The 18,758-nt window shown below is 66.0% G+C and carries 19 protein-coding genes and 1 tRNA gene; 14 read left to right on the top strand and 6 right to left on the bottom strand.

Annotation, left to right across the window (positions count from 1 at the left end; translation table 11 throughout):
- The first annotated feature begins 66 nt into the window (after positions 1-66).
- Positions 67-2,043 (top strand): putative bifunctional diguanylate cyclase/phosphodiesterase, encoded by a 1,977-nt coding sequence (locus FF090_RS18290; protein ID WP_175423720.1) that lies wholly within the window; start codon positions 67-69, stop codon positions 2,041-2,043.
- Complete coding sequence (locus tag FF090_RS18285) at positions 2,040-2,759, top strand: substrate-binding periplasmic protein (RefSeq protein WP_138858104.1); 720 nt, start codon at positions 2,040-2,042, stop codon at positions 2,757-2,759. Before FF090_RS18290 ends, FF090_RS18285 begins: the two co-directional genes overlap by 4 nt.
- On the opposite strand, the gene recQ is transcribed toward FF090_RS18285, so the two are convergent.
- Positions 2,750-4,627, bottom strand: a complete 1,878-nt coding sequence (recQ, locus tag FF090_RS18280) for a DNA helicase RecQ (protein ID WP_138858103.1) — start codon at positions 4,625-4,627, stop codon at positions 2,750-2,752. The two genes, FF090_RS18285 and recQ, sit on opposite strands and share 10 nt — an antisense overlap.
- Before the next feature lie 32 nt (positions 4,628-4,659).
- On the bottom strand, positions 4,660-6,231 hold the full coding sequence (locus FF090_RS18275; protein ID WP_138858102.1) for a DUF4139 domain-containing protein: 1,572 nt from the start codon (positions 6,229-6,231) through the stop codon (positions 4,660-4,662).
- A gap of 59 nt (positions 6,232-6,290) precedes the next feature.
- Here FF090_RS18275 and queC point away from each other — a divergent pair, with 59 nt between their 5' ends.
- From queC to FF090_RS18260, 3 genes are read left to right on the top strand one after another with little or no spacing between them, the layout of a single operon-like run.
- On the top strand, positions 6,291-7,004 hold the full coding sequence (queC, locus tag FF090_RS18270) for a 7-cyano-7-deazaguanine synthase QueC (RefSeq protein WP_138858101.1): 714 nt from the start codon (positions 6,291-6,293) through the stop codon (positions 7,002-7,004).
- Complete coding sequence (locus FF090_RS18265; RefSeq protein WP_138858100.1) at positions 7,001-7,537, top strand: hypothetical protein; 537 nt, start codon at positions 7,001-7,003, stop codon at positions 7,535-7,537. The genes queC and FF090_RS18265 overlap by 4 nt, the downstream gene beginning before the upstream one ends.
- The gene (locus FF090_RS18260) at positions 7,534-7,767 is read left to right on the top strand and encodes a hypothetical protein (protein WP_217503001.1); all 234 of its coding nucleotides are present in this window, start codon (positions 7,534-7,536) and stop codon (positions 7,765-7,767) included. The genes FF090_RS18265 and FF090_RS18260 overlap by 4 nt, the downstream gene beginning before the upstream one ends.
- Before the next feature lie 23 nt (positions 7,768-7,790).
- On the opposite strand, the gene FF090_RS18255 is transcribed toward FF090_RS18260, so the two are convergent.
- Both FF090_RS18255 and folE read right to left on the bottom strand, forming a co-directional pair.
- On the bottom strand, positions 7,791-8,207 hold the full coding sequence (locus FF090_RS18255) for a BLUF domain-containing protein (protein WP_138858099.1): 417 nt from the start codon (positions 8,205-8,207) through the stop codon (positions 7,791-7,793).
- Positions 8,208-8,210: 3 nt separating this feature from the next.
- Positions 8,211-8,918 (bottom strand): GTP cyclohydrolase I, encoded by a 708-nt coding sequence (gene folE, locus FF090_RS18250; protein ID WP_138858098.1) that lies wholly within the window; start codon positions 8,916-8,918, stop codon positions 8,211-8,213.
- Positions 8,919-8,968: 50 nt separating this feature from the next.
- Here folE and rsmB point away from each other — a divergent pair, with 50 nt between their 5' ends.
- From rsmB to FF090_RS18225, 5 genes are all read left to right on the top strand, one after another.
- A complete protein-coding gene (rsmB, locus tag FF090_RS18245) occupies positions 8,969-10,285 on the top strand; it encodes a 16S rRNA (cytosine(967)-C(5))-methyltransferase RsmB (RefSeq protein ID WP_138858097.1) in 1,317 nt (438 codons plus the stop codon).
- A 26-nt stretch (positions 10,286-10,311) separates the two neighbouring features.
- On the top strand, positions 10,312-10,866 hold the full coding sequence (locus FF090_RS18240; protein WP_138858096.1) for a DUF4390 domain-containing protein: 555 nt from the start codon (positions 10,312-10,314) through the stop codon (positions 10,864-10,866).
- Between the two features lie 79 nt (positions 10,867-10,945).
- Positions 10,946-13,210: a sensor histidine kinase gene (locus FF090_RS18235; protein WP_138858095.1), complete on the top strand. Its 2,265-nt coding sequence runs from the start codon at positions 10,946-10,948 to the stop codon at positions 13,208-13,210.
- Positions 13,211-13,216: 6 nt separating this feature from the next.
- Positions 13,217-13,906, top strand: coding sequence for a response regulator (locus tag FF090_RS18230; protein ID WP_138858094.1), 690 nt, complete (start codon positions 13,217-13,219; stop codon positions 13,904-13,906).
- A gap of 59 nt (positions 13,907-13,965) precedes the next feature.
- Positions 13,966-14,041 (top strand) — tRNA-Phe (locus FF090_RS18225).
- 61 nt (positions 14,042-14,102) lie between these two features.
- Here FF090_RS18225 and FF090_RS18220 read toward each other — a convergent pair.
- Complete coding sequence (locus FF090_RS18220; protein WP_138858093.1) at positions 14,103-15,110, bottom strand: phage integrase; 1,008 nt, start codon at positions 15,108-15,110, stop codon at positions 14,103-14,105.
- 11 nt (positions 15,111-15,121) lie between these two features.
- Entirely contained in the window at positions 15,122-15,808 is a 687-nt protein-coding gene (locus FF090_RS18215) for a DUF6166 domain-containing protein (protein ID WP_138858092.1), read from the bottom strand.
- A gap of 523 nt (positions 15,809-16,331) precedes the next feature.
- Here FF090_RS18215 and FF090_RS18205 point away from each other — a divergent pair.
- The 4 genes from FF090_RS18205 to FF090_RS18190 are packed head-to-tail and all read left to right on the top strand — an operon-like array spanning position 16,332 to position 18,704.
- Entirely contained in the window at positions 16,332-17,756 is a 1,425-nt protein-coding gene (locus FF090_RS18205; protein WP_138858090.1) for a rep family protein, read from the top strand.
- Positions 17,757-17,772: 16 nt separating this feature from the next.
- Positions 17,773-18,129, top strand: a complete 357-nt coding sequence (locus FF090_RS18200) for a hypothetical protein (RefSeq protein WP_138858089.1) — start codon at positions 17,773-17,775, stop codon at positions 18,127-18,129.
- A gap of 38 nt (positions 18,130-18,167) precedes the next feature.
- Entirely contained in the window at positions 18,168-18,440 is a 273-nt protein-coding gene (locus tag FF090_RS18195) for a hypothetical protein (RefSeq protein ID WP_138858088.1), read from the top strand.
- 45 nt (positions 18,441-18,485) lie between these two features.
- Positions 18,486-18,704 (top strand): hypothetical protein, encoded by a 219-nt coding sequence (locus FF090_RS18190; protein WP_138858087.1) that lies wholly within the window; start codon positions 18,486-18,488, stop codon positions 18,702-18,704.
- Positions 18,705-18,758: the final 54 nt, after the last annotated feature.

Genomic DNA, 18,758 nt, shown 5'->3' with positions numbered 1-18,758 from the left:
AGGGTGGGTGCTGGATCTTCCTGACGCACAATGGTCCGCCCGCCCGCACCCCTTTAACGGATGCCGATGCGATTCAAGCTCTCGCTGCGTCAGATGATTTTGTTGGCCGTCGTGGTCGGCATCGCGGCGCCCGCCCTGGTGGTCTTGGCCCTGTCCGACGCCTTCATGCGGCGCAGCGTCGAGCCCATCCTCGAGGGTCAGCGCTCGGCGGTGCTGAGCCTGGCATCGACCTCGCTGGTCGATCCCCTGTGGGTGCTGGATGCACAGGCCACGCAGCGGGCGGTGGAGCAGTTGTTGGCCGACGCCAGTGTGTGCTCGGTCAGTCTGGTTGAGGAGCGGCCCGGCGCGCAGGAGCTCAAGCGTGTCAAGTGCGCCGAGAGCTGGCCCACGGTGTTGCTGGCCTCGGCCATTCGCCGCGAGGGCGTGGTGCTGGGCACGCTGACGGTGGGCTTTGACGACGGCGCCACCGAGCGCCTGGTGCGCGAGCGCCGCAATCAGATCGCTGCCATCGTCGGCCTGCAGGTGGTGCTGGGTGGCGCCATCATCTTGCTGGTGCTCTATTGGCGCTTGGTGCGGCCCATTGAGGCCTTGAAGCGCCAGGCCAGTGCCATTGCGGCGCGCGAGCCGCACCCGGCGGTGGACTGGCACCGTGGCGATGAATTGGGTGAGTTGGGCGAGCACCTGAACCACACCGGTCAGCAGATTGACGGGCTGCTGGCCGACATGGAGGCCAAGAACACCCAACTGCGTCAGATGGCGATGTACGACCACCTGACCCAGCTGCCCAACCGCACGTTGTTTCGCGAGGTCTTCACCCACGAAGCGGCTTTTGCCCGTCGCAACAACCAGCAGTTGGCCCTGCTGTTTGTCGATCTGGACCGTTTCAAGAACATCAACGACACCCTGGGCCATGCGGCCGGCGACCGGCTGCTGCTGATCGTCAGTGAACGCCTGCGGGCGGCGGTGCGCGGTTCGGACCTGGTCTGCCGCATCAGCGGGGATGAGTTCTTGTTGCTGCTGCGCGAGGCCACCAGCCTGGAGAACGTGCAGATCACGGTGCAGCGCATGCTGAGTTCGCTGTCCGAGGGTTTTGAGCTGCAGGGTGGGCAGCAGGCCAGTGTGTCGGCCAGCGTCGGCGTCGCTCTGTTCCCACAGGATGGCGAAGGCTTTGATGAGCTGGTGCGCCACGCCGACATGGCCATGTACCAAGCCAAGCAGGGTGGCCGGGCTCGCTTCAGCTTCTACCAGGCCGATATGGATGCGGCCCTGGCCGAACGGCTGGAGATGGAGCGCGAGTTGGCCGAGGCGATTCGGGCTGGCCAACTGGTGCTGCACTACCAACCGGTGATGGATGCGCGCAAGGGCACGGTGGGCTCGGTCGAAGCCTTGGTGCGCTGGCAGCACCCCACGCGTGGCCTGCTTTATCCCGGCACCTTCATCCCAGTGGCTGAGGACAGCGGCCAGATCCGGGAGCTGGGTGCCTGGACCTTGGAAGCCGCCTGCCAGCAGCTGGCGCGCTGGAAGTCCATGGGTCGGCATCCGGGGTCGGTGGCGGTCAACTTGTCGGCCTCGCACTTCCGCGACAGCCGCCTGGTCGAGCAGTTGGGCGACTTGATCCGTGCCTATGGCGTGGGCAAGGGCGAGCTGACCATCGAGTTGACCGAAAGCACCTTGATGAGCGACTCCGAGTCATCCATGCAGACCATCCAGGCCTTGCGCGGCCTGGGGCTGGCGTTGGCGGTGGATGATTTCGGCACCGGCTATTCCTCGCTGGCCTACTTGAAGCTGTTGCGGCCGCAAAAGCTCAAGGTGGACCGCAGCTTCGTGCGCGATCTGCCCGATGACCCTGACGACTGCGTGCTGGTGCGCGCGGTCTTGGGGCTGGCCGAGGCTCTGGACATCGAAGTGGTGGCCGAGGGGGTGGAGACCGAGGCCCAGCGCGACTTCCTGCTGGCGGCACGTTGCCATCAGCAGCAGGGCTATCTGTTTTCCAAGCCCATCCCGGCTGAGGACCTGAGTGGCCGCCTGAGTGCCTGGCCTTGAGGGCGGTCCTGCTTGCGGGGCTGCTTTTTGGCCTTGGGCTGGCGCATGCCCAGCCTCGGCCCCTGGTGATGGCCATCGACAGCGCCACCGAAATGCCCATGGCCCTGGTGCAAGACAACCAAGTGGTAGGCGGCATGAACCATGCGTTGGGCCGGGTGCTGGCGCAGCGCATGGGGCATGAGCTGCGCTACATCGCAGTGCCGCGCAAACGCGTGCTTGAGGCTCTGGAACGCGGCGACGCGGACTTCGTTTGCACCTATCTCCCCGCTTGGTTACCAGGCCCCTTGCAGTGGAGCCAAGCCTTTTTCCGACAGCAGGATGTGTTGGTGACGCGCGCCGAAGTGCCGGCCCCGCGTCGGCTGCAGGATCTGCGCGGCCAGCGCATCGGCACGGTGCTGGGTTTTGTTTATGTGGAGTTGGAGCGCGCCCTGGAGGCGGAGTTCTTGCGCGATGACGCGCCCAATGCCCTGGCCAATTTGCGCAAGTTGGCGGCTGGCCGCCTGGACCATGCGGTGGTCGAGGGGCGATTGCTCAGCCATGTGCTGGCGCAGACGCAGCCGGCCTTGAAGCTGCACCCTCGACTGCCGGTCAGCAGTCTCTTGACCCAATGCGCGTTGGGGCCCAAGGCCGCGGTCAGTCTGGCTGAACTCAATCAAGCCATCGATGTGGCACGCCGTGATGGCAGCCTCCAGGCCTTGTACGCCCGCTACGACTGATTCAGTACACGCAGGATCTCGCGCCCATAAGCCTCCAGCTTTTTGGCGCCGACGCCGTTGATGGCGGCCACCTCGTCCAAGCTGCTGGGCGCCCGTGCGGCCAGCTCGTGCAGGGTGCTGTTGGGGAAGATCAGGTAGGCCGGTAGATCGTGCTCGCGGGCCACCTCGGTGCGCCAGGCTTTCAGGGCCTCCAGGCGCGCCTGCGCAGGGGCGTCCAGGCTGGGCAGCGCCGCGGCCGTGCTGGCGGTCTTGCGCGTCTTGCTGACCCGGCCTTCGCCACTGCCTTCGCGCAGACGCACGGTCTGTTCGCCGCGCAGCACCGGCTTGGCGGCCTCGCCCAGGGTCAGGGTTTGGTACTCGGCTTCGACCTCGATGGCGCCCAGGGCGATGAGTTGGCGCAACACCGCCCGCCACTGCGTCTCGCTCACCATCTTGCCGATGCCCCAGGTGCTGAGCTCCTGGTGGCGGTGCTGGCGCGTCTTGTCCGTGGCCTTGCCGCGCAGCACGTCGATCAGATGGCCGGCGCCGAAGCGCTGCCCGCGCTCTTTCTGAAAGCGGTAGATGCAGGACAGCGCCATGCGCGCCGGCTCGGTGGCGTCCCAGAGCGCCGGCGGCAGCAGGCAGTTGTCGCAGTTCTGGCAGCGGTATTGAGGGCCGGTGTCTTCGCCAAAATAGTTCAGCAAGCGCGCACGCCGGCAGTCGGTGCTCTCGGCCAGGGCCAGCAGGGCGTCCAGCTTGCCGCGCTGGATGCGTTTGAACTCTTCGTGTGCCGGGCTCTCGTCGATCATGCGGCGCTGCTGCACCACATCGGCCAGGCCATAGGCCATCCAGGCATTGGCGGCCTCGCCGTCGCGGCCGGCGCGGCCGGTCTCCTGGTAGTAGCCCTCGATGTTCTTGGGCAGGTCCAGGTGGGCCACGAAGCGCACATCGGGTTTGTCGATGCCCATGCCGAAGGCGATGGTGGCCACCATCACCAGCCCCTCTTCGCGCAGAAAGCGGTCTTGGTTCTTGGCGCGCAGGCCTTGGTCCAGCCCCGCGTGATACGGCAGGGCCTGGATGCCCTGCTGCTGCAGCCACTCGGCCGTTTCGTCCACCTTTTTGCGGCTGCCGCAGTAGACGATGCCCGCGTCCTGCGCGCCGCCTTCGCGGTGCTCGTCATACAGAAAGCGCAGGAACTGGGCGCGGGGATCCTTCTTTTCCACCACCCGGTAGCGGATATTGGGGCGGTCAAAGCTGCTGATGAAGAGCTGGGCGTCCTGCAATTGCAGGCGCTCCACCATGTCGGCCCGCGTGTGCTGGTCGGCGGTGGCGGTCAGGGCCAGGCGCGGCACATGGGGATAGCGCTCATGCAGCAGGCTGAGCTGCAGATAGTCCTCGCGGAAGTCGTGGCCCCACTGGCTGACGCAATGGGCCTCGTCGATGGCAAAGAGCCCGAGCTTGTCGCGCTCATGCAGGGAGTCGAGCAAGGCCTGGAAGCGCGGGTTGGTGATGCGCTCGGGCGCGGCGTAGAGGAGGGTCAGCTCGCCGGCCAGCAACTCCCGTTCGATGCGCTTGGTGGCCTCGAAGTCCAGTGTGGAATTCAGGAAGGCGGCGCGCACGCCCACTTCTTCGAGCGCCCCCACCTGATCGTGCATCAGCGCGATCAGCGGGCTGACCACCACCGTGACGCCCTGCCCACGGCGCTGGCGCACGATGGCCGGCACCTGGTAGCACAGCGACTTGCCGGCGCCCGTGGGCATCAGCACCAGGGCATCCTGGCCGCCAATCACCTGCTCGATGACCTCGCCCTGCAGGCCCCGGAAAGACGGATAGCCGAAGACCTGCTGCAGGACGGACTGGGCTTCTTGGAGATCGGCAGACAGGGGCATGGGGGGCGGATTGTCTCCGCCTCGCTGGAGCGTCAGGGCCAGCCGGCCACCGCCATGTCCTTGGGAGCGCTCAGCCGGTAATCGCCGCTGAAGCGCTGGCTCTGCTTGGGGGCTAGATTTGTGCGCCAGACGGTCACGCCATCGAGCTCGCGCCAGCGTTTCTCCGCCGGGGCGGGTTCGAAGCGGGCCTGCACCTCGATGTCCTGGTGCTGGGCGAAGGGCGCGGCCTCCACCATCTGCACAGCCAGGGCCTTGGCGCTGGTGTTCTCCAGCACCCAGGCGCGCTTGAGCGTGGCCACGCGCCGGCTGCCTATGAAACCGGCTTGGCTGCCTTCGCGCTGCTCGGGCTCGACGCGCACGCGAATACGGTCCTCGGGGCCAAAGAACAGGCGCTGCTCGCTCTCCTCACCTGGGGCAAACTGGTCACGGCCGATGAACTGGCCATCGCGCAGCAACTGCAGGGGGCCGGGCGGGAAGAAGCCCTCGGGGCGTTTGAGCGTGGCCATGGTGAAGGCCTGAGGCAGCTGTTGCGGCTGCACCTGGGCGATGAGCTGCACCGGCCAGCTCAGCTGCTCCAGCACAAAGCTGCGCGCCTCACTATCGGCCGACAGGCTGACGGCGCCGGGAACCTTGAACTGGGCATCGATGTCGGTCTCGATCACATCAGCCGCAAAGTTTTCTTCGGCGATCCGACTGCCGGTCACGGCCACCCTTTGCAGATCCGACGCCGGTGCGGCCAGGGCCATCTTGGGCATGGCCCGTTCAGCCATCGTCATTACGGGCTCAGCTTTGTTCAGCCACCAGGGCTGGGGCTCGCCGGGTCCCATCTGGCGCTGCGGTTGGCGGGTGCTGAGCGTGAGTTGGACTCCGTCCCAGGCCTCGCCGGTGGCCTGCTTGACTTCGGCGCGGCGCTCGAAGGCGACCAGCGCTTTTTCGCTGTTCAGGTCGGCTTGGTATTGCGGGCTCCAGCCGGCAAAGCGAGTTTGGTAGCGCAGCGTGAGCTGGCCGTCTTGGGCGGCAGCCAGGCGCACCGTCACCCTCTGCCATTGCGGCACGCGGGCGCGCTCGCGTTCGCGCTGGGCCTGCAGGGGCTTGAGCTCGCGCTCCAGCTGCTCGACACGCCGCTGCAGCATGGCCTGGCCCTTCAGGGCCTCGGCGCCCTGGCGGCGCAGGGCCTCGGCGGCCTGGGCGTTGGGGCCGGCGGCGGCCTTGCCCTCGCCCTGACCGATGCCGCGCAAGTAGTTCAGCACCAGGTCCAGCGCGCCGCGCTCCGCGAGCAGGCCGCCGCGTTGCTCCTCCAGCGTGCGGATGCGCGCTTCCAGCGCTTCGTTGCCGCTGCACTCGGGCACCTGTTCGCGCGCCAGCGTCTCGACGCGCAGATCACCCACGCGGATGCCGGCGCTGCCGCTGGCGCGCAGCGAGTCCGGCTCAAAGCGCGCCGGTAGGCAGCTGAACACCAACTCGCGCGCGCCCGCCGCCACCGGGGCCACGCGCGTGAGTTCGGCGCCGCCGGGGTAGACCAGGGCCTGGGTCAGGCGGCTGTTGCTCTGTGCCAGGCAGGGGGCGGCCAGCAACAGGCCGGCGAGGGTGGGGGCAATGCGCATCGAGGAATCTCCCGGTAAGCCGAAGGCGGACCACCCCAACGGGCTGGCACACTGGCGCGATGACTGGAAAGACCGATCCTCGCACCGCCCTGGTGCTGTTCTCCGGTGGGCAAGACTCCACCGTCTGCCTGGCCTGGGCCCTGAGCCGCTTCGCGCGCGTCGAGACCCTGGGCTTTGACTACCGCCAGCGCCACCGCATCGAGCTGGACTGCCGGCTGACCGTGCGCGAACAACTGCGCCAGCAGTTCCCGCACTGGGCGCCGCGTTTAGGGGATGACCATTTGCTGGACCTGGGCCTGCTGGCGCAGATCAGCGATTGCGCCTTGACGGATGAGCGTGCCATCGAGCTGCAGGCCAATGGTTTGCCCAATACCTTTGTGCCGGGGCGCAATCTGCTCTTCCTGGGCCTGGCGGCAACCCTGGCCTACCGCCGCAGCGCCACCGTGCTGGTGGGTGGCATGTGCGAGACCGACTACTCCGGCTACCCCGACTGCCGCGACAACACGCTCAAGGCCCTGCAGGTGGCTTTGTCCCTGGGCTTGGACAGCCCCATGACGGTTGAGACCCCGCTGATGTTCCTGACCAAGGCCCAGACCTGGACCCTGTCCGAGCAATTGGGCGGTGCCGCGCTGGTGGAGTTGATTGCCGAGCACACCCACACCTGTTACCTGGGCGAGCGCGGTCAGCGCCACCCCTGGGGCCATGGCTGCGGGCATTGCCCGGCCTGTGAACTGCGCGCCACCGGTTACGCGCAGTACCGGGCTGCCCCATGAGCTGGGCCTTGGGCCTGTTGCTGGGCGTGTTGCTGCTGTGGGGCCTGGGCGCATACAGCCGGCTGATGCGCCTGCGCAGCGCCATTGCATCCGCCTGGGCGCAACTGGAGGCTCCGTTGCAAGAACTCAGCCGCCAAGGGTTGGCGCTGGCCGAGGCGGGGCCGCGCTGGTTGCCGGCCGAGTCCTCGGCCTTTGAGGCCCTGCGTCAACACAGCACTGACCTCGGGGCTGCCGTGCAGGCCGCTGGCAGCCGACCGCACGCGGCCGACCCCATGGCGCAACTGGCGGTCACGCATGCCCTGCACGCGGCCGCCTTGCAGCGCGCGCGGGCCTTGCTGGAACACCATGCCGGCAATGACGAGGACGCCGGTTGGCCGGCGCTGCTGGCCGCCTTGAAGCAGGCGGGGCAGCAGCGCGACTTCGGTCGCCAGCTCTTCAATCAGCGGGTGGAACTCTTCAACCAAGCCATCGACGAACTGCCCACTCGCTTGCTGTGTGGGGTGTTCGATCTGCACGATGCGGGGAAGTTTTGAGCGAGAAGGTGGCCGAGGGCTTTACGTGGCGGCGCGCCAAAGACGGGGCGCTGCAGGTGTTCCACCACGGGCGCCTGGCCAGCACCTTGCGCGGCGCCAAGGCGGCGGCCTTGTGGGAAGAACTGGCTGACGCCGAGCTGCAGGCTGCGCAGCAGCTCTTGGCCCGCATCACGGGGAACTACAAGCGCGGCAGCGAGGGCCTGGCGGGTGCGCACCCGCGAAATCGTTAACGGCGGGCCTGACTGCAGCCCAATCAGCTGCAAGCAATCGCGCCGGTGCTGATCAGTTCCTCGAACAGCGCTTCGAGTGCCGTGCCACTCAGCTCAAAGGGGTCCAGCCGGGTGGTGGGCGCGTACTTCAGCACCAGGGCTGGGTTCAGGCGCGCCAGTTGCACCTGGCCCATGGCCCAACCGGCAAAGCGGCGTTCTCCGATTTCGCCATAGGACAGCAGGGTGACTTCGCGGTGCCGCGGGTCGCGCACGATGCTGTTGTAGAGCGCGTTGACCGCGCTGCGCCCGCCTTCCAGCACCTGCACGAACCAGCCATCGCTGTGGCAGAGCAGGCCGGTCAGGCCGGCCTGGGTGTTGTGTGCACGGCTGCGGCGCAGGATGTCGGCCAGTTGGGCCTCGTTGGCCTCGGTGCGGCTGGCATAGATCAGGCGAACGAGCATGAATCAATCCTTCTTGGGCAGCAGGGAGAGGAACTCACGGCGCAGATTGGGGTCCTTCAGGAAGGCACCGCGCATCACGCTGTTGACCATGCGGGACTCGCTGTCCTTCACGCCACGCCAGTGCATGCAGAAGTGGTCGGCCTCCATCACGATGCCCAGACCATCGGGCTGTACGCGTTCCTGCAACTCGTTGGCCAGCAGGGTCACGGCCTCTTCCTGGATTTGCGGGCGGCTCATGATCCAGTCGGTCAGGCGCACGTATTTGGAGAGGCCGATCAGGTTGGAGTGCTCGTTGGGCAGCAGACCGATCCAGACCCGACCGAGGATGGGGCAGAGGTGGTGCGAACAGGCGCTGCGCACCTTGATGGGGCCGACGATCATCAGCTCGTTCAGCCGCTCCACATTGGGGAACTCGGTGACATCAGGCGCTGCTTTGTAGCGCCCGGCAAAGACCTCGCGCACAAACATCTTGGCCACGCGCTTGGCGGTGTCCTGGGTGTTGTGGTCGCTGTCGGTGTCGATCACCAGGGCCCGCAGCACTTCTTGCAATTTGGATTGCACCTCGGCCTGCAGCAGGTCGAGTTCACCGGGCTCGATGAAGTCGGCGATGTTGTCGTTGGCGTGGTGGCGGCAGCCGGCCGCCACCAGGCGGTAACGGATGCGCTCGCTGACCGGGGCCGATTCGTTCAGCGGCTGTGCAGGGTTGTTCATGGGGGCGATTGTGGCGGGGCCGCGAAAACCCTGCTCCCTACACTGCCAGGATGAATGCCGCCCCGCCCCTGCATCAACTCCTGCTCGAAGCCGCCCGCGCCTTGGCCGCGCTGCGTGCCGGTCGCAGCCTGACCGACGCACTCGACGCCTGCCCGGAAGGCCTGCGCGCGGGTACTCAGGCCCTGGCCTTTGCCGCCGTGCGGGCCCAGGGGCGTTGCGGGGCGCTCATCAAGACCCTCATGCCGCGCCCACCCCAGCCGCTGACCGAGGGCCTGCTGCGGGCGGCGCTGACCCAGTTGCTGCCGGGGGCCACCGCCTACGCACCGCACACCCTGGTCAATCAAGCGGTGCAGGCGATGAAGAAGGCGGTGCCGGCGCAGGCGGCGGTGGTCAATGCCGTGTTGCGCCGCTTCCAGCGTGAGCAGGAGGCCTTGTTGTCGCAGATCGCCCAGCAGCCCGAGGCGCGCTGGGAGCACCCGGCCTGGTGGGTGGCGCGCTTGAAAAAGGACTGGCCAACGCAGTGGCAGGACCTGCTGCAAGCCGCTCAGCAGCCGCCGCCGCTGGCCCTGCGCGTGAATGGCCGCCAGGGCAGCCCGGCGGACTATCTGGCGCGCCTGCAGGACGCCGGCCTGGCCGCGCGCCCACTGGGTGAGCGCGCGGCAAACGGCTTGGTGGTGGAGCCGCCTTGCCCGGTGCAGCGCCTGCCCGGTTTTGGCGCGGGAGATGTGTCGGTACAGGACGGTGCCGCCCAGTTGGCGGCCCCATTGCTGATCCATGGCGCCGGCCACCTGCCGCCCCTGCCCGCTGGCGCGCGCGTGCTGGATGCCTGCGCCGCGCCGGGAGGCAAGACCGCGCATTTGCTGGAGGCGGCTGATCTGGACCTGTTGGCCCTGGATGCTGCCCCCGAGCGCCTGCGCAAGGTCGAACAGACCCTGGGGCGGCTGAACCTGCAGGCCCAGGTGCGGGCCGCTGACGGCCGCGATGTGCCGGCTTGGTGGGACGGCAAACCCTTTGACGCCATCCTGCTCGACGCCCCTTGTTCCGCCTCGGGCATCAACCGCCGCCACCCCGATGTGCGCTGGCTGCGCCGCGAGAGCGATATTGCGCAGCTGGTGCGCACCCAGTCCGAACTGCTGGATGCGCTGTGGCCCCTGCTCAAGCCGGGCGGCCGCTTGCTCTACGCCACCTGTTCGCTTTTTGCCGCCGAGGGGCGCGACCAGATCGCAGCGTTTTTGCAACGCCAGCCGCAGGCGCGAAGCCTGGATATCCCGGGGCAGACCGGGCACCTGCTGGGCCTGCCCGAGAATGCCTGGGCCGTCCCGACCGACGGCTTTTTCTATGCCCTGCTGCTGCGGGGCGAGTCCTAGCCCCGCTTCCCTAGCCCTGCCTCTCCTTGCTGCTGCGCGCCTTTTTCCTGTTGCTGGCCCTGCTGGCCCTGCCTGTTTCGGCTCAGCCCAGCAGCAGCCTGGAACTGTTGGAGCTCACCCGCGTCGATGAGGGCCTGCGCCTGGCCTATAGCGCCCGGCTGGAGCTGCCCAAGATGGCCGACGAAGCCCTGCACAAGGGCGTGCCGCTCTATTTCAATGCCGAGGCCCGGGTGGCGCGCAAGCGCTGGTACTGGCGCGATGCCACGGTGGCCCGTTCGGAGCGCCAATGGCGCCTGAGCTTTCAGCCGCTCACCCGGCAGTACCGGCTCTCGACCGGCGGCCTGCATCAGAGCTTCGACAGCTTGGCCGATGCCCTGGGGGGGCTGCGCCGGGCCAGCGCCTGGCTGCTGGAGCTGCGCGAGGAGCCTGAACGCGCTCAAGCCTATGAATTGAGCTTCAAGCTCTATCTGGATAACCGGCAGCTGCCTGGCCCCTTGCAGATCGGCCTGGGCGGCGCCGCGCAGTGGGGGGTGGAGCGGGATCGCCCCGTTTCACCGGTGGAGTTGGGCCTGGCCTCATGAGCGCTCCCGCACGGCCGCTCCGAAGGGGGCGCGTTCCGCCCCTGGGGAGGTGCTCACGCAGTGAGCGGAGGGTGTTCCAGTGAACGAGTCCGATCGCAGCCGCCTGCGCCGCTGGGCCTGGACCCTGAGCCTGCTGGCCGTGGCGGCCGCCAGCGGGGTGCTGGCCTATCTGCTGTCCATCGGCGCCACCACCCCAAGCGGTTTCTTTGAGCGCCACCAGGCCTGGTTGTACTGGGTCAATATGGGTGTCGGCGGTTTGTTGGGCCTGGTGGCCCTGGGCGCGGCCTTGCGCCTGGCCCTGCGGGTGCGCAGCGGGCGATTTGGTGCGCATCTGCTGAGTCGGCTGGCCATCGTGTTTGCCGTCGTGGCGGTGGGGCCAGGGGCGCTGATTTATGCGGTGTCCTACTCCTTTGTGAACCGCTCCATCGAGAGCCTGTTCGATGTGCGTCTGGCCAGTGCGCTGGAAGCCGGTCTGAACCTGGGCCGCGCCACGCTGGACGCCCAGACTGAAACCCTGGCCGAGCAGGCCCGCCAGGGGGCCCAGCGCCTGACCGAGGGCGGGGTGCAGGCCCTGGCGCTGGAACGCCTGCGCGCCCAGTGGGGTGCCGAGCGCGTGGCGGTGATCAGCAGCCAGGGCACGGTGCTTGAAGAGGTGCTCGACAGTGCCGCGCCGGCCCCCAGCGCCACCTTGGCGCGCGAGCGCATCGATGCCGCCCTGCTGCGGCGTGCCGCCCGCGATGGCAGCGCCGCGCAGCTGCGCGGTTTGGAAGATGAGGGTGCCGCCCTGGCCGGCCAGGCCCATGTGCGGGCGCTGGCCCTGCTGCCCAGCACGGCGCTTTCGCTGACCGATAAGGAGCGTTACCTGATGGTGCAGCGTGCCCTGCCCATCAGCCTGGTGCGCAATGCCCTGGCCGTGCAGGCGGCGAATCTGGAGTATCAGCGCCGCGGCCTGGAGCGCGATGGCCTGCGCCGCATGTACCTCGGCACCCTGACCCTGGTGCTGGTGCTGGCCGTGTTCGTGGCCTTGCTGCTGGCCATTCAACTCGGCAACCACCTGGCCAAGCCCCTGTTGCTGCTGGCCGACGGCATGCGCAAGGTGGCGGCGGGCGACCTGACCCGCAAGCCCACCCTGGGTTCACGCGATGAGCTGGGCGGCCTGACACGTGCCTTTGCCGACATGACCGATCAATTGGGCAGCGCCCGCGACGAGGTGCAGCGCAGCGTGGCGGCCGTGGACGCCGCGCGCGACGAGTTGCAGACCATCCTCGACAACCTGACCTCGGGCGTCATCGTGTTTGACCGCGAGCGCCGCCTGCTACGGCGCAACCCCAGTGCCAGCCTGATCCTCAAGCACGAGCTGCCCTTGCAGCAGGCCCTGCCCGCCGAGTTGCAGGGCTTTGCCGAGGGCCTGTGGCAGCGCTTCCAGGGCTTGGTCGAGGACGAGCCCGGCGTGGGCGAACACTGGCAACACACCGTGGAGCTGAGCTTGGAGCCCCTGGCGCCGCCTGCCACCTTGTTGCTGCGCGGCGCCGTGCTGCCCAGGGGCGATTGGTTGCTGGTGTTTGACGACATCAGCGAAGTGGTGTCCGCCCAGCGCAGCGCCGCCTGGGGCGAGGTGGCGCGGCGCCTGGCCCATGAAATCAAGAACCCGCTCACCCCCATCCAGCTCTCGGCCGAACGCCTGGAGCACAAGCTGGCTGCCAAGTTGGAGCAGGACAGCGACCGCGCCATGCTGACCCGCAGCGTGGCCACCATCGTCAACCAGGTGCAGGCCATGAAGCAGCTGGTGAATGAGTTCCGCGACTACGCCCGGCTGCCGGCGGCGCAACTGGCGCCGCTGGATCTCAACGGTCTGGTGAGCGAGGTCACCGGGCTTTATCCCGATGCGGCCGAGTCCTTGCGGCTGGTGATCGAGCTCGAATCCCGTCTGCCCTGGGTGTTGGGCGATGCCACCCAGCTGCGCCAGGTCATCCACAACCTCGTCCAGAACGGGCTGGACGCAGTGAGTGATCGTCCCGATGGGCGGGTTGTTGTAAGTACGAAACAATTGCACGCTGACGATGGCTCGGTGCGCGCAGTGCGCCTGTCGCTGGTCGACAACGGCCCCGGCTTTGCCGAGCAGGTGTTGACCCGCGCCTTCGAGCCCTATGTAACGACCAAAAGCAAAGGCACTGGCCTCGGTTTGGCGGTGGTGAAAAAGATCGCCGACGAGCATGGCGCCCGCATTCGATTGAGCAATTTGTTGCCGTCCTCCCCTGACAGCCGCAGCCCGCAAGGCGCGGTGGTTTCCCTGACCTTTACGAATCTGGCTGCCGCCCCTGCGGGCGCGGCGCAGAGTGCTTGAACCCGCATGGCGACCATTCTTGTAGTTGACGACGAACTGGGCATCCGTGGCTTGCTCTCCGAGATCCTCTCGGACGAGGGACACACGGTGGAATTGGCCGAGAACGCTGCCCAGGCCCGTGCCGCGCGCGAACGCCTGCGACCCGACCTGGTGCTGCTGGACATCTGGATGCCCGATGTGGACGGCATCACCCTGCTCAAGGAGTGGGGCGGTGCCGGCCTCTTGAACATGCCGGTGGTGATGATGAGCGGGCACGGCACCATCGACACGGCGGTCGAGGCCACCAAGCACGGTGCGATGGCCTTCCTGGAAAAGCCCATCACGCTGCAAAAACTCCTGCGCTCGGTGGAGCAGGCCCTGGCCCGCAACGCCCCGCGCCCCGCGCCGGCCGCGCCGGTCGTCACCGGTTGGAGCCGTACCGAGGTGGTGAGCTATGGCAGCCCGGCCCCGGCCCTGGTGGCGCCTGTGGCTCACCCCACGATCAGCGGCCCGGCGCCGGAACAGGTGTTCCAGCTCGATCGCCCGCTGCGCGAGGCCCGCGACGCCTTCGAGAAGAGCTATTTCGAGTTCCATCTGGCCAAGGAAAACGGCTCGATGACGCGGGTGGCCGAGAAGACCGGGTTGGAGCGCACCCACCTCTATCGCAAGCTCAAACAGCTGGGTGTGGACATCGGCCGAAACAAACGCCAAGCCTGACCCGAAAAAGTCGTGCTATAGTCGCGTGCTTTCCCGGATGCATCACAGCATTCGGTGATGGCCTGGTAGCTCAGTTGGTAGAGCAGCGGATTGAAAATCCGCGTGTCGGTGGTTCGATTCCGCCCCAGGCCACCAGAATTCAAGAATGAAATCAACGGGTTACGTCTCACGACGTGACCCGTTTTTCATTGCGGTGTCAACGGAGTGTCAACCGCGCCAACGGGTTCAGTGCTTTCGCTTCTTGAAGGTGTTCTGGCGATAGGTGCGAGTACCGCATCGTCATCGTGACGTTGGCATGTCCCAAGATGCGTTGCAGCGTCAGGATGTTGCCGCCGTTCATCATGAAGTGGCTGGCAAAGGTGTGCCGCAGAACGTGTGTCATCTGCCCGTCCGGGAGATCTAGGCCGGCCCTTTCGACTCCCTCGCGGAATGCGGAGATCGAGTAGCCGAAGAGTCTGCCCATCGTGCCGTGTTGATGCGCGTGTTTCTTGATTTCGGCTTCGAGCGATTCATCGACCGGAACCGCGCGCGTCTTCCCTGACTTGGTTCGCGCATATTCGATGAGCCCGTCCCCCACCTGGGTCTCGCGCAAGCCTTCTGCTTCGCTCCATCGCGCACCCGTTGCAAGGCAGATCTTGCTGATCAATAGGACGTGCGGATTGCGTGAGAGCTTCAGCGCGTCGAGCAGCGCGCTGATCTGTTCGCCGTCGAGGTAGGTCAGTTCAATCTGTGGAACCTTGAACTGGCGAAGCTTGGCCAGGGGGTTCTCTTTCGACCATTGACCCAATCGGATTAGTTCATTGAAGACCGCCCGCAGGTAGGCGTGTTCGCGATTCATGTTGCTGGCTGTGATGCCGGCGTCGATTCGCTGCTTCCGATATGCCGCGAACATCTCAACACTGAAGCGATCTGCCACGGGATTCCCCATGGCCTCGCACGCTTGCTTCAAACGGCGATACGTTCCATCGCCAGCCCTCAGGCCCGCACCGTGTTGTGCGTGCCAGAGCTCAATGAGGTCACTGAGCTTGCGCGTGTCTCGACGCTCTGGCGCCCATTTCGGGTCTTGATTTACTTGCGTGCTCAGCCAGGCTTCCCAGGCCTTTGCCTCTCCCTGAGTCTTGAAGGTCTTGCGGAAACGTTTGCCGCCTCGTCCGCCAGGCTGAATGTCTGCCAGCCAGCCCTTGCCGCTCTTCTTGATAGCCATGGCTTGGGCACTCAGGGGCGCATTGCCTTGACCTTGGCAACCATGGCTCGCGCCTGATCCATTTCTTCAGTGCTTTTCGCGTCGGCCCACGCTTGGTTTGCGACCGCCATTTTCGCGGCCCAAGATATGAACTCGCGGTTGTCGTCGATCCACTGCTCGATTCGGGCTTGAGTCAGCCTAGTCGATTGCACTGGAAGCGCAGAAATGACGTCATCGCAAAACTTGTCCTTCAACACGTCCGCAACGCCGTACGGGACGTTGAAGGCCATGAGCACGTTCAGCGATAGGAGGCGGGGCCCGCTGCCAACGTATCCCCAATTGATCTGGCCAGTCGCACCGTGCTTCTCAGACGGCAGCTCGTGCATACCCTGCCAACGCCCTTCGTCAGCGGCGCCTGACCCGAGCCGCTCAAGAACGACATCCGTCGGATCGAAGAGTTCGATCACCCCGTCGACGGGGACTTTTTGAGCGGGCAATGTGGTCTTGCCGGTCGCTATGTAGGCGACGTACTCGGGCCACACACGCGCCACGGCCTCAATCATTTCTGCTGTCGGACGCTGCTTCCGCCGCATCACGTTTTGCCAGTTCGTGGGGCTGATGGCCGTCAACTCGGCCATGTGCGCGTGTGGACGCCGCGCATCAGCGACCTCGCGCACAACTGCAAGAAAGCGATCGATCAGGGTCGAGGTGCTTGACATGGACTGGCTCCTGGTGCTTAATGCCGATCAATAAGGCGCGTAGATAGTACGCGCCAAATACATGCGGTGCAATTCATCGGAGTGGTGCATGTCAGATTTGTCGGTATCGCCATTGTCAGCGCTTCCTCCATTGGTAACCCGAGAGGTTTGGGCGAGTGCGGTTGGCTTAACCCTGGACACCGTCAATAGCCAATGCGACCGGGGCTACTGGCCAGTAGTGAAGATCGGTCGCTACAGCCTGGTCAACGTGGAGGCGATCCGGGTCAAGGCTGCAGAACGGGCTCAGGAGTTCGCTCTGTGAAGCGCCGCCCCCTCACAGAGCACGACCAGAAGGACTTTTGGCCTGAACTGATGCATCCCAGCATGGTGGATGCTGCCCGGCTGGCAGGTGCACAAGCTACTGCGATGTGCGCTTCCGCGCGCGCCCGCAGCCTTGTCGAGGACGCGAGCGGAAGCGCCCTTGGTATTCCTGCGCTAAATCCGGACAGTTTTTGCCTGCGGCGCCGCCCGCTGGGGAGGTCGCATGGTTGACCTCGGCTGGTCCGGCCTCGCTTGGCGGGATGGTCAGGAGCTGGTGTCCGATGCCGGTCAGGTTCGAGTCCTTCGCGTTGTCGAGGGTGGCCTGTCACTGGTTGACCGGGATATCTCGGACACCCGCTGGTCACTGCGTTGGATGCTTTTCCACCATGCTCGTGAGCTTCTACGGGCCTACAGCGAGCTTCGGGCAGAACACCGGGACTGGCCCAAGGTTTACGCGCCACCGTTCACCTATCAGCTGAGTGAAGAGCCGCCGGCCCATCTTCGCCAACCGCTTGGGCCAGTGGTTCTGACCAAGAAGGCAAATCGCTCCAAGCCGGTGCTCGGCCGCGACTTTTCACCCTTCGGCGAGTTGGACCGTGAACCTGTGTTCAGGGTCATGACCTGTCACCAGAGCCTGAGCGCCGACGTCGAGGTCTGGCGCGACTCTCGCAACAAGGGGCGTGCCCTCTTTCACCAGGTGGTGAAGTGCGGTGACTTTTGGCGGTGCCCCGTTTGTAGTCACCGCATCACGATGGGCCGGCGTGCCGAGATCACCGACATCTACAACCAAGTGGCTGGCCCAGGCAAAGGCGTGGGCTATCTGGTGACCTTCACCGTACCGCACTCCCGGCTGGATCGCCTGGACGACCTGCTGCGGCAGATGCTGTACGCCCGAGACCGCCTGGGCGAGAGCGGCTGGGGAAAGCGCCTAACCCGCGAACCTGGCAAGACCGCTAAGACGCAGGACCGGCTTGGTGACCTCTACATCGGCCGTATGCGGACCTTGGAAATCACCTGGTCGACGGCGAATGGCTGGCATCCCCACCTGCATGAGATGTGGGTCTTTGAGCGGGAAATTCCCGCCGCGCGCCAGGGGCTATTTGAGCGGCTGCCTGAAGCCTGGGGCGATGCCTGCGAGGACTGGTGGTTGCGCCGACCCGGGGCAACCGGCGTAGACATGCGCCGCATCTACAGCAACGCGGAGTACCTAGCGAAGTTCGGTGGTGAGGGCCGCCGCTGGGGCGCCGAGTACGAACTGGCCGCCGGACATGGCAAGACCAAGTCGGTCGGTCCTTGGACGCTGCTTGAGAACTCCATGTATGGCGACCAGGTCAGCCGTGCTGCGTTCCTCGAGTACGCGTTTGCGCTCAAGGCGGTCTCCCCGTCTTCGGTCCACATCGGCGGCCGTCTGGCCTATGCCATCCGCCAGCTCGGGCTGACCGCCAGTGATGACGGCGACCTCGCTGACCGGCTAGGAAGTGATGCCGAGCTGCTAACAACGATCAGCCCCAAGGAATTCAAGTTGATCGCGCGTCAGCGTGCCTTCGACACGTTTTTGCGTCTCGTTGAGTCAGCCGGCAGCGAGGCCGCTTTGCAGTGGTTGGAGAGGCTTGCAAGCCAGAACCAATCCGACCGGCTCTTTGCTTGACTTGATGGAGATACCCATGAGCGACTTTCTGAACTTTGATGACACCTACACCAAGACCGCGCTGGTCCTGGGTGTCACGGCGACCAACTTCAAGACCGATGACGGCAAGCAGATCGACCAAGCCAAGGTGACGATCTACGCAGAGCTGAGCGGCGAAATGGCCGTCGGTGGCACGGGCACGCAGCTCCTGTGGGGCACCTCTGCAAACGCCATCAACCTCAAGAACAGTGGCAAGCAGTTCCCGGCGATGGTGGAACTGAAGGTGCGCAAGGGCGCCCGCGGTCTCGGCAAGGAGGCCGAGGAAATCGTGGAATTCAAGTACCTGCAGGCCGCTCGCGTCGTGCCGGTTGAGCCCGCCAAGCGCGCTGCCTGACCACATCTTTCGCACGCGAAAGTCACAGAGGGCAGGTCATGGCTACCGCAATTGGCACCGTTCAGACCCTGATCGTCTGCCAGCCGGCCTCCGCTGGTGTTCAAGGCGCCTGCCCTGTCGGCACCGCCCAGGCCGTCGTACAGGGCTATGTCATCACGGCCAGCGAAGCAGCCCGTTTTGAAGCGGCAGCCGAGCCGTTCGATCCGGCCGCAGCCGGTGCCTATTTCGGGCTCGCCTTCGCTGCAACTCTGTTTGTCTACCTCGTTTCGCTCGGTGCAGGTGCCGTCATCCGGATGGTGCGCACCGCATGAGCAAACCGCCCGGGGTCGGTCACCCCGTTTCAACTGGAGAAAGCAATGAAGAAGTTCGTTTCGCGGATCGCTCCGCTCGCCGCAATCGGCCTGGTCACTGGCAACGCCATGGCTGCTCCGCCCACCACCGTCACCGAACTGGCGAATGCCGTCAGCTTCACCGACGTGAGCGGCGCCATCCTGGCTGTTTCGGGCGTGCTCCTGACGCTGTTTGTCGTCTGGAAGGGCGCCAAGTTTGTCCTGAAAGCCGTCAAGGGCGGTTGATCTCGGCGGGGGCCACGGCCCCCTTCTTTCATTGGGAGGGCCTATGCCCGTCGA

It is taken from the genome of Inhella inkyongensis (assembly GCF_005952805.1).
Taxonomy (GTDB): Bacteria; Pseudomonadota; Gammaproteobacteria; order Burkholderiales; family Burkholderiaceae_C; genus Inhella; species Inhella inkyongensis.
This window is presented reverse-complemented; position numbering and strand designations above follow the sequence as displayed.

What these genes read in the sequence shown, in the direction of transcription:
- FF090_RS18195 (WP_138858088.1), top strand. Translation starts at nt 18,168, where the DNA reads ATGGCTACCGCAATTGGCACCGTTCAGACCCTGATCGTCTGCCAGCCG.
- FF090_RS18230 (WP_138858094.1), top strand. Translation starts at nt 13,217, where the DNA reads ATGGCGACCATTCTTGTAGTTGACGACGAACTGGGCATCCGTGGCTTG.
- FF090_RS18220 (WP_138858093.1), bottom strand. Translation starts at nt 15,110, where the DNA reads ATGGCTATCAAGAAGAGCGGCAAGGGCTGGCTGGCAGACATTCAGCCT.
- queC (WP_138858101.1), top strand. Translation starts at nt 6,291, where the DNA reads ATGACTGGAAAGACCGATCCTCGCACCGCCCTGGTGCTGTTCTCCGGT.
- recQ (WP_138858103.1), bottom strand. Translation starts at nt 4,627, where the DNA reads ATGCCCCTGTCTGCCGATCTCCAAGAAGCCCAGTCCGTCCTGCAGCAG.
- FF090_RS18265 (WP_138858100.1), top strand. Translation starts at nt 7,001, where the DNA reads ATGAGCTGGGCCTTGGGCCTGTTGCTGGGCGTGTTGCTGCTGTGGGGC.
- FF090_RS18275 (WP_138858102.1), bottom strand. Translation starts at nt 6,231, where the DNA reads ATGCGCATTGCCCCCACCCTCGCCGGCCTGTTGCTGGCCGCCCCCTGC.
- FF090_RS18215 (WP_138858092.1), bottom strand. Translation starts at nt 15,808, where the DNA reads ATGTCAAGCACCTCGACCCTGATCGATCGCTTTCTTGCAGTTGTGCGC.
- FF090_RS18200 (WP_138858089.1), top strand. Translation starts at nt 17,773, where the DNA reads ATGAGCGACTTTCTGAACTTTGATGACACCTACACCAAGACCGCGCTG.
- folE (WP_138858098.1), bottom strand. Translation starts at nt 8,918, where the DNA reads ATGAACAACCCTGCACAGCCGCTGAACGAATCGGCCCCGGTCAGCGAG.
- rsmB (WP_138858097.1), top strand. Translation starts at nt 8,969, where the DNA reads ATGAATGCCGCCCCGCCCCTGCATCAACTCCTGCTCGAAGCCGCCCGC.
- FF090_RS18205 (WP_138858090.1), top strand. Translation starts at nt 16,332, where the DNA reads ATGGTTGACCTCGGCTGGTCCGGCCTCGCTTGGCGGGATGGTCAGGAG.
- FF090_RS18290 (WP_175423720.1), top strand. Translation starts at nt 67, where the DNA reads ATGCGATTCAAGCTCTCGCTGCGTCAGATGATTTTGTTGGCCGTCGTG.
- FF090_RS18255 (WP_138858099.1), bottom strand. Translation starts at nt 8,207, where the DNA reads ATGCTCGTTCGCCTGATCTATGCCAGCCGCACCGAGGCCAACGAGGCC.
- FF090_RS18190 (WP_138858087.1), top strand. Translation starts at nt 18,486, where the DNA reads ATGAAGAAGTTCGTTTCGCGGATCGCTCCGCTCGCCGCAATCGGCCTG.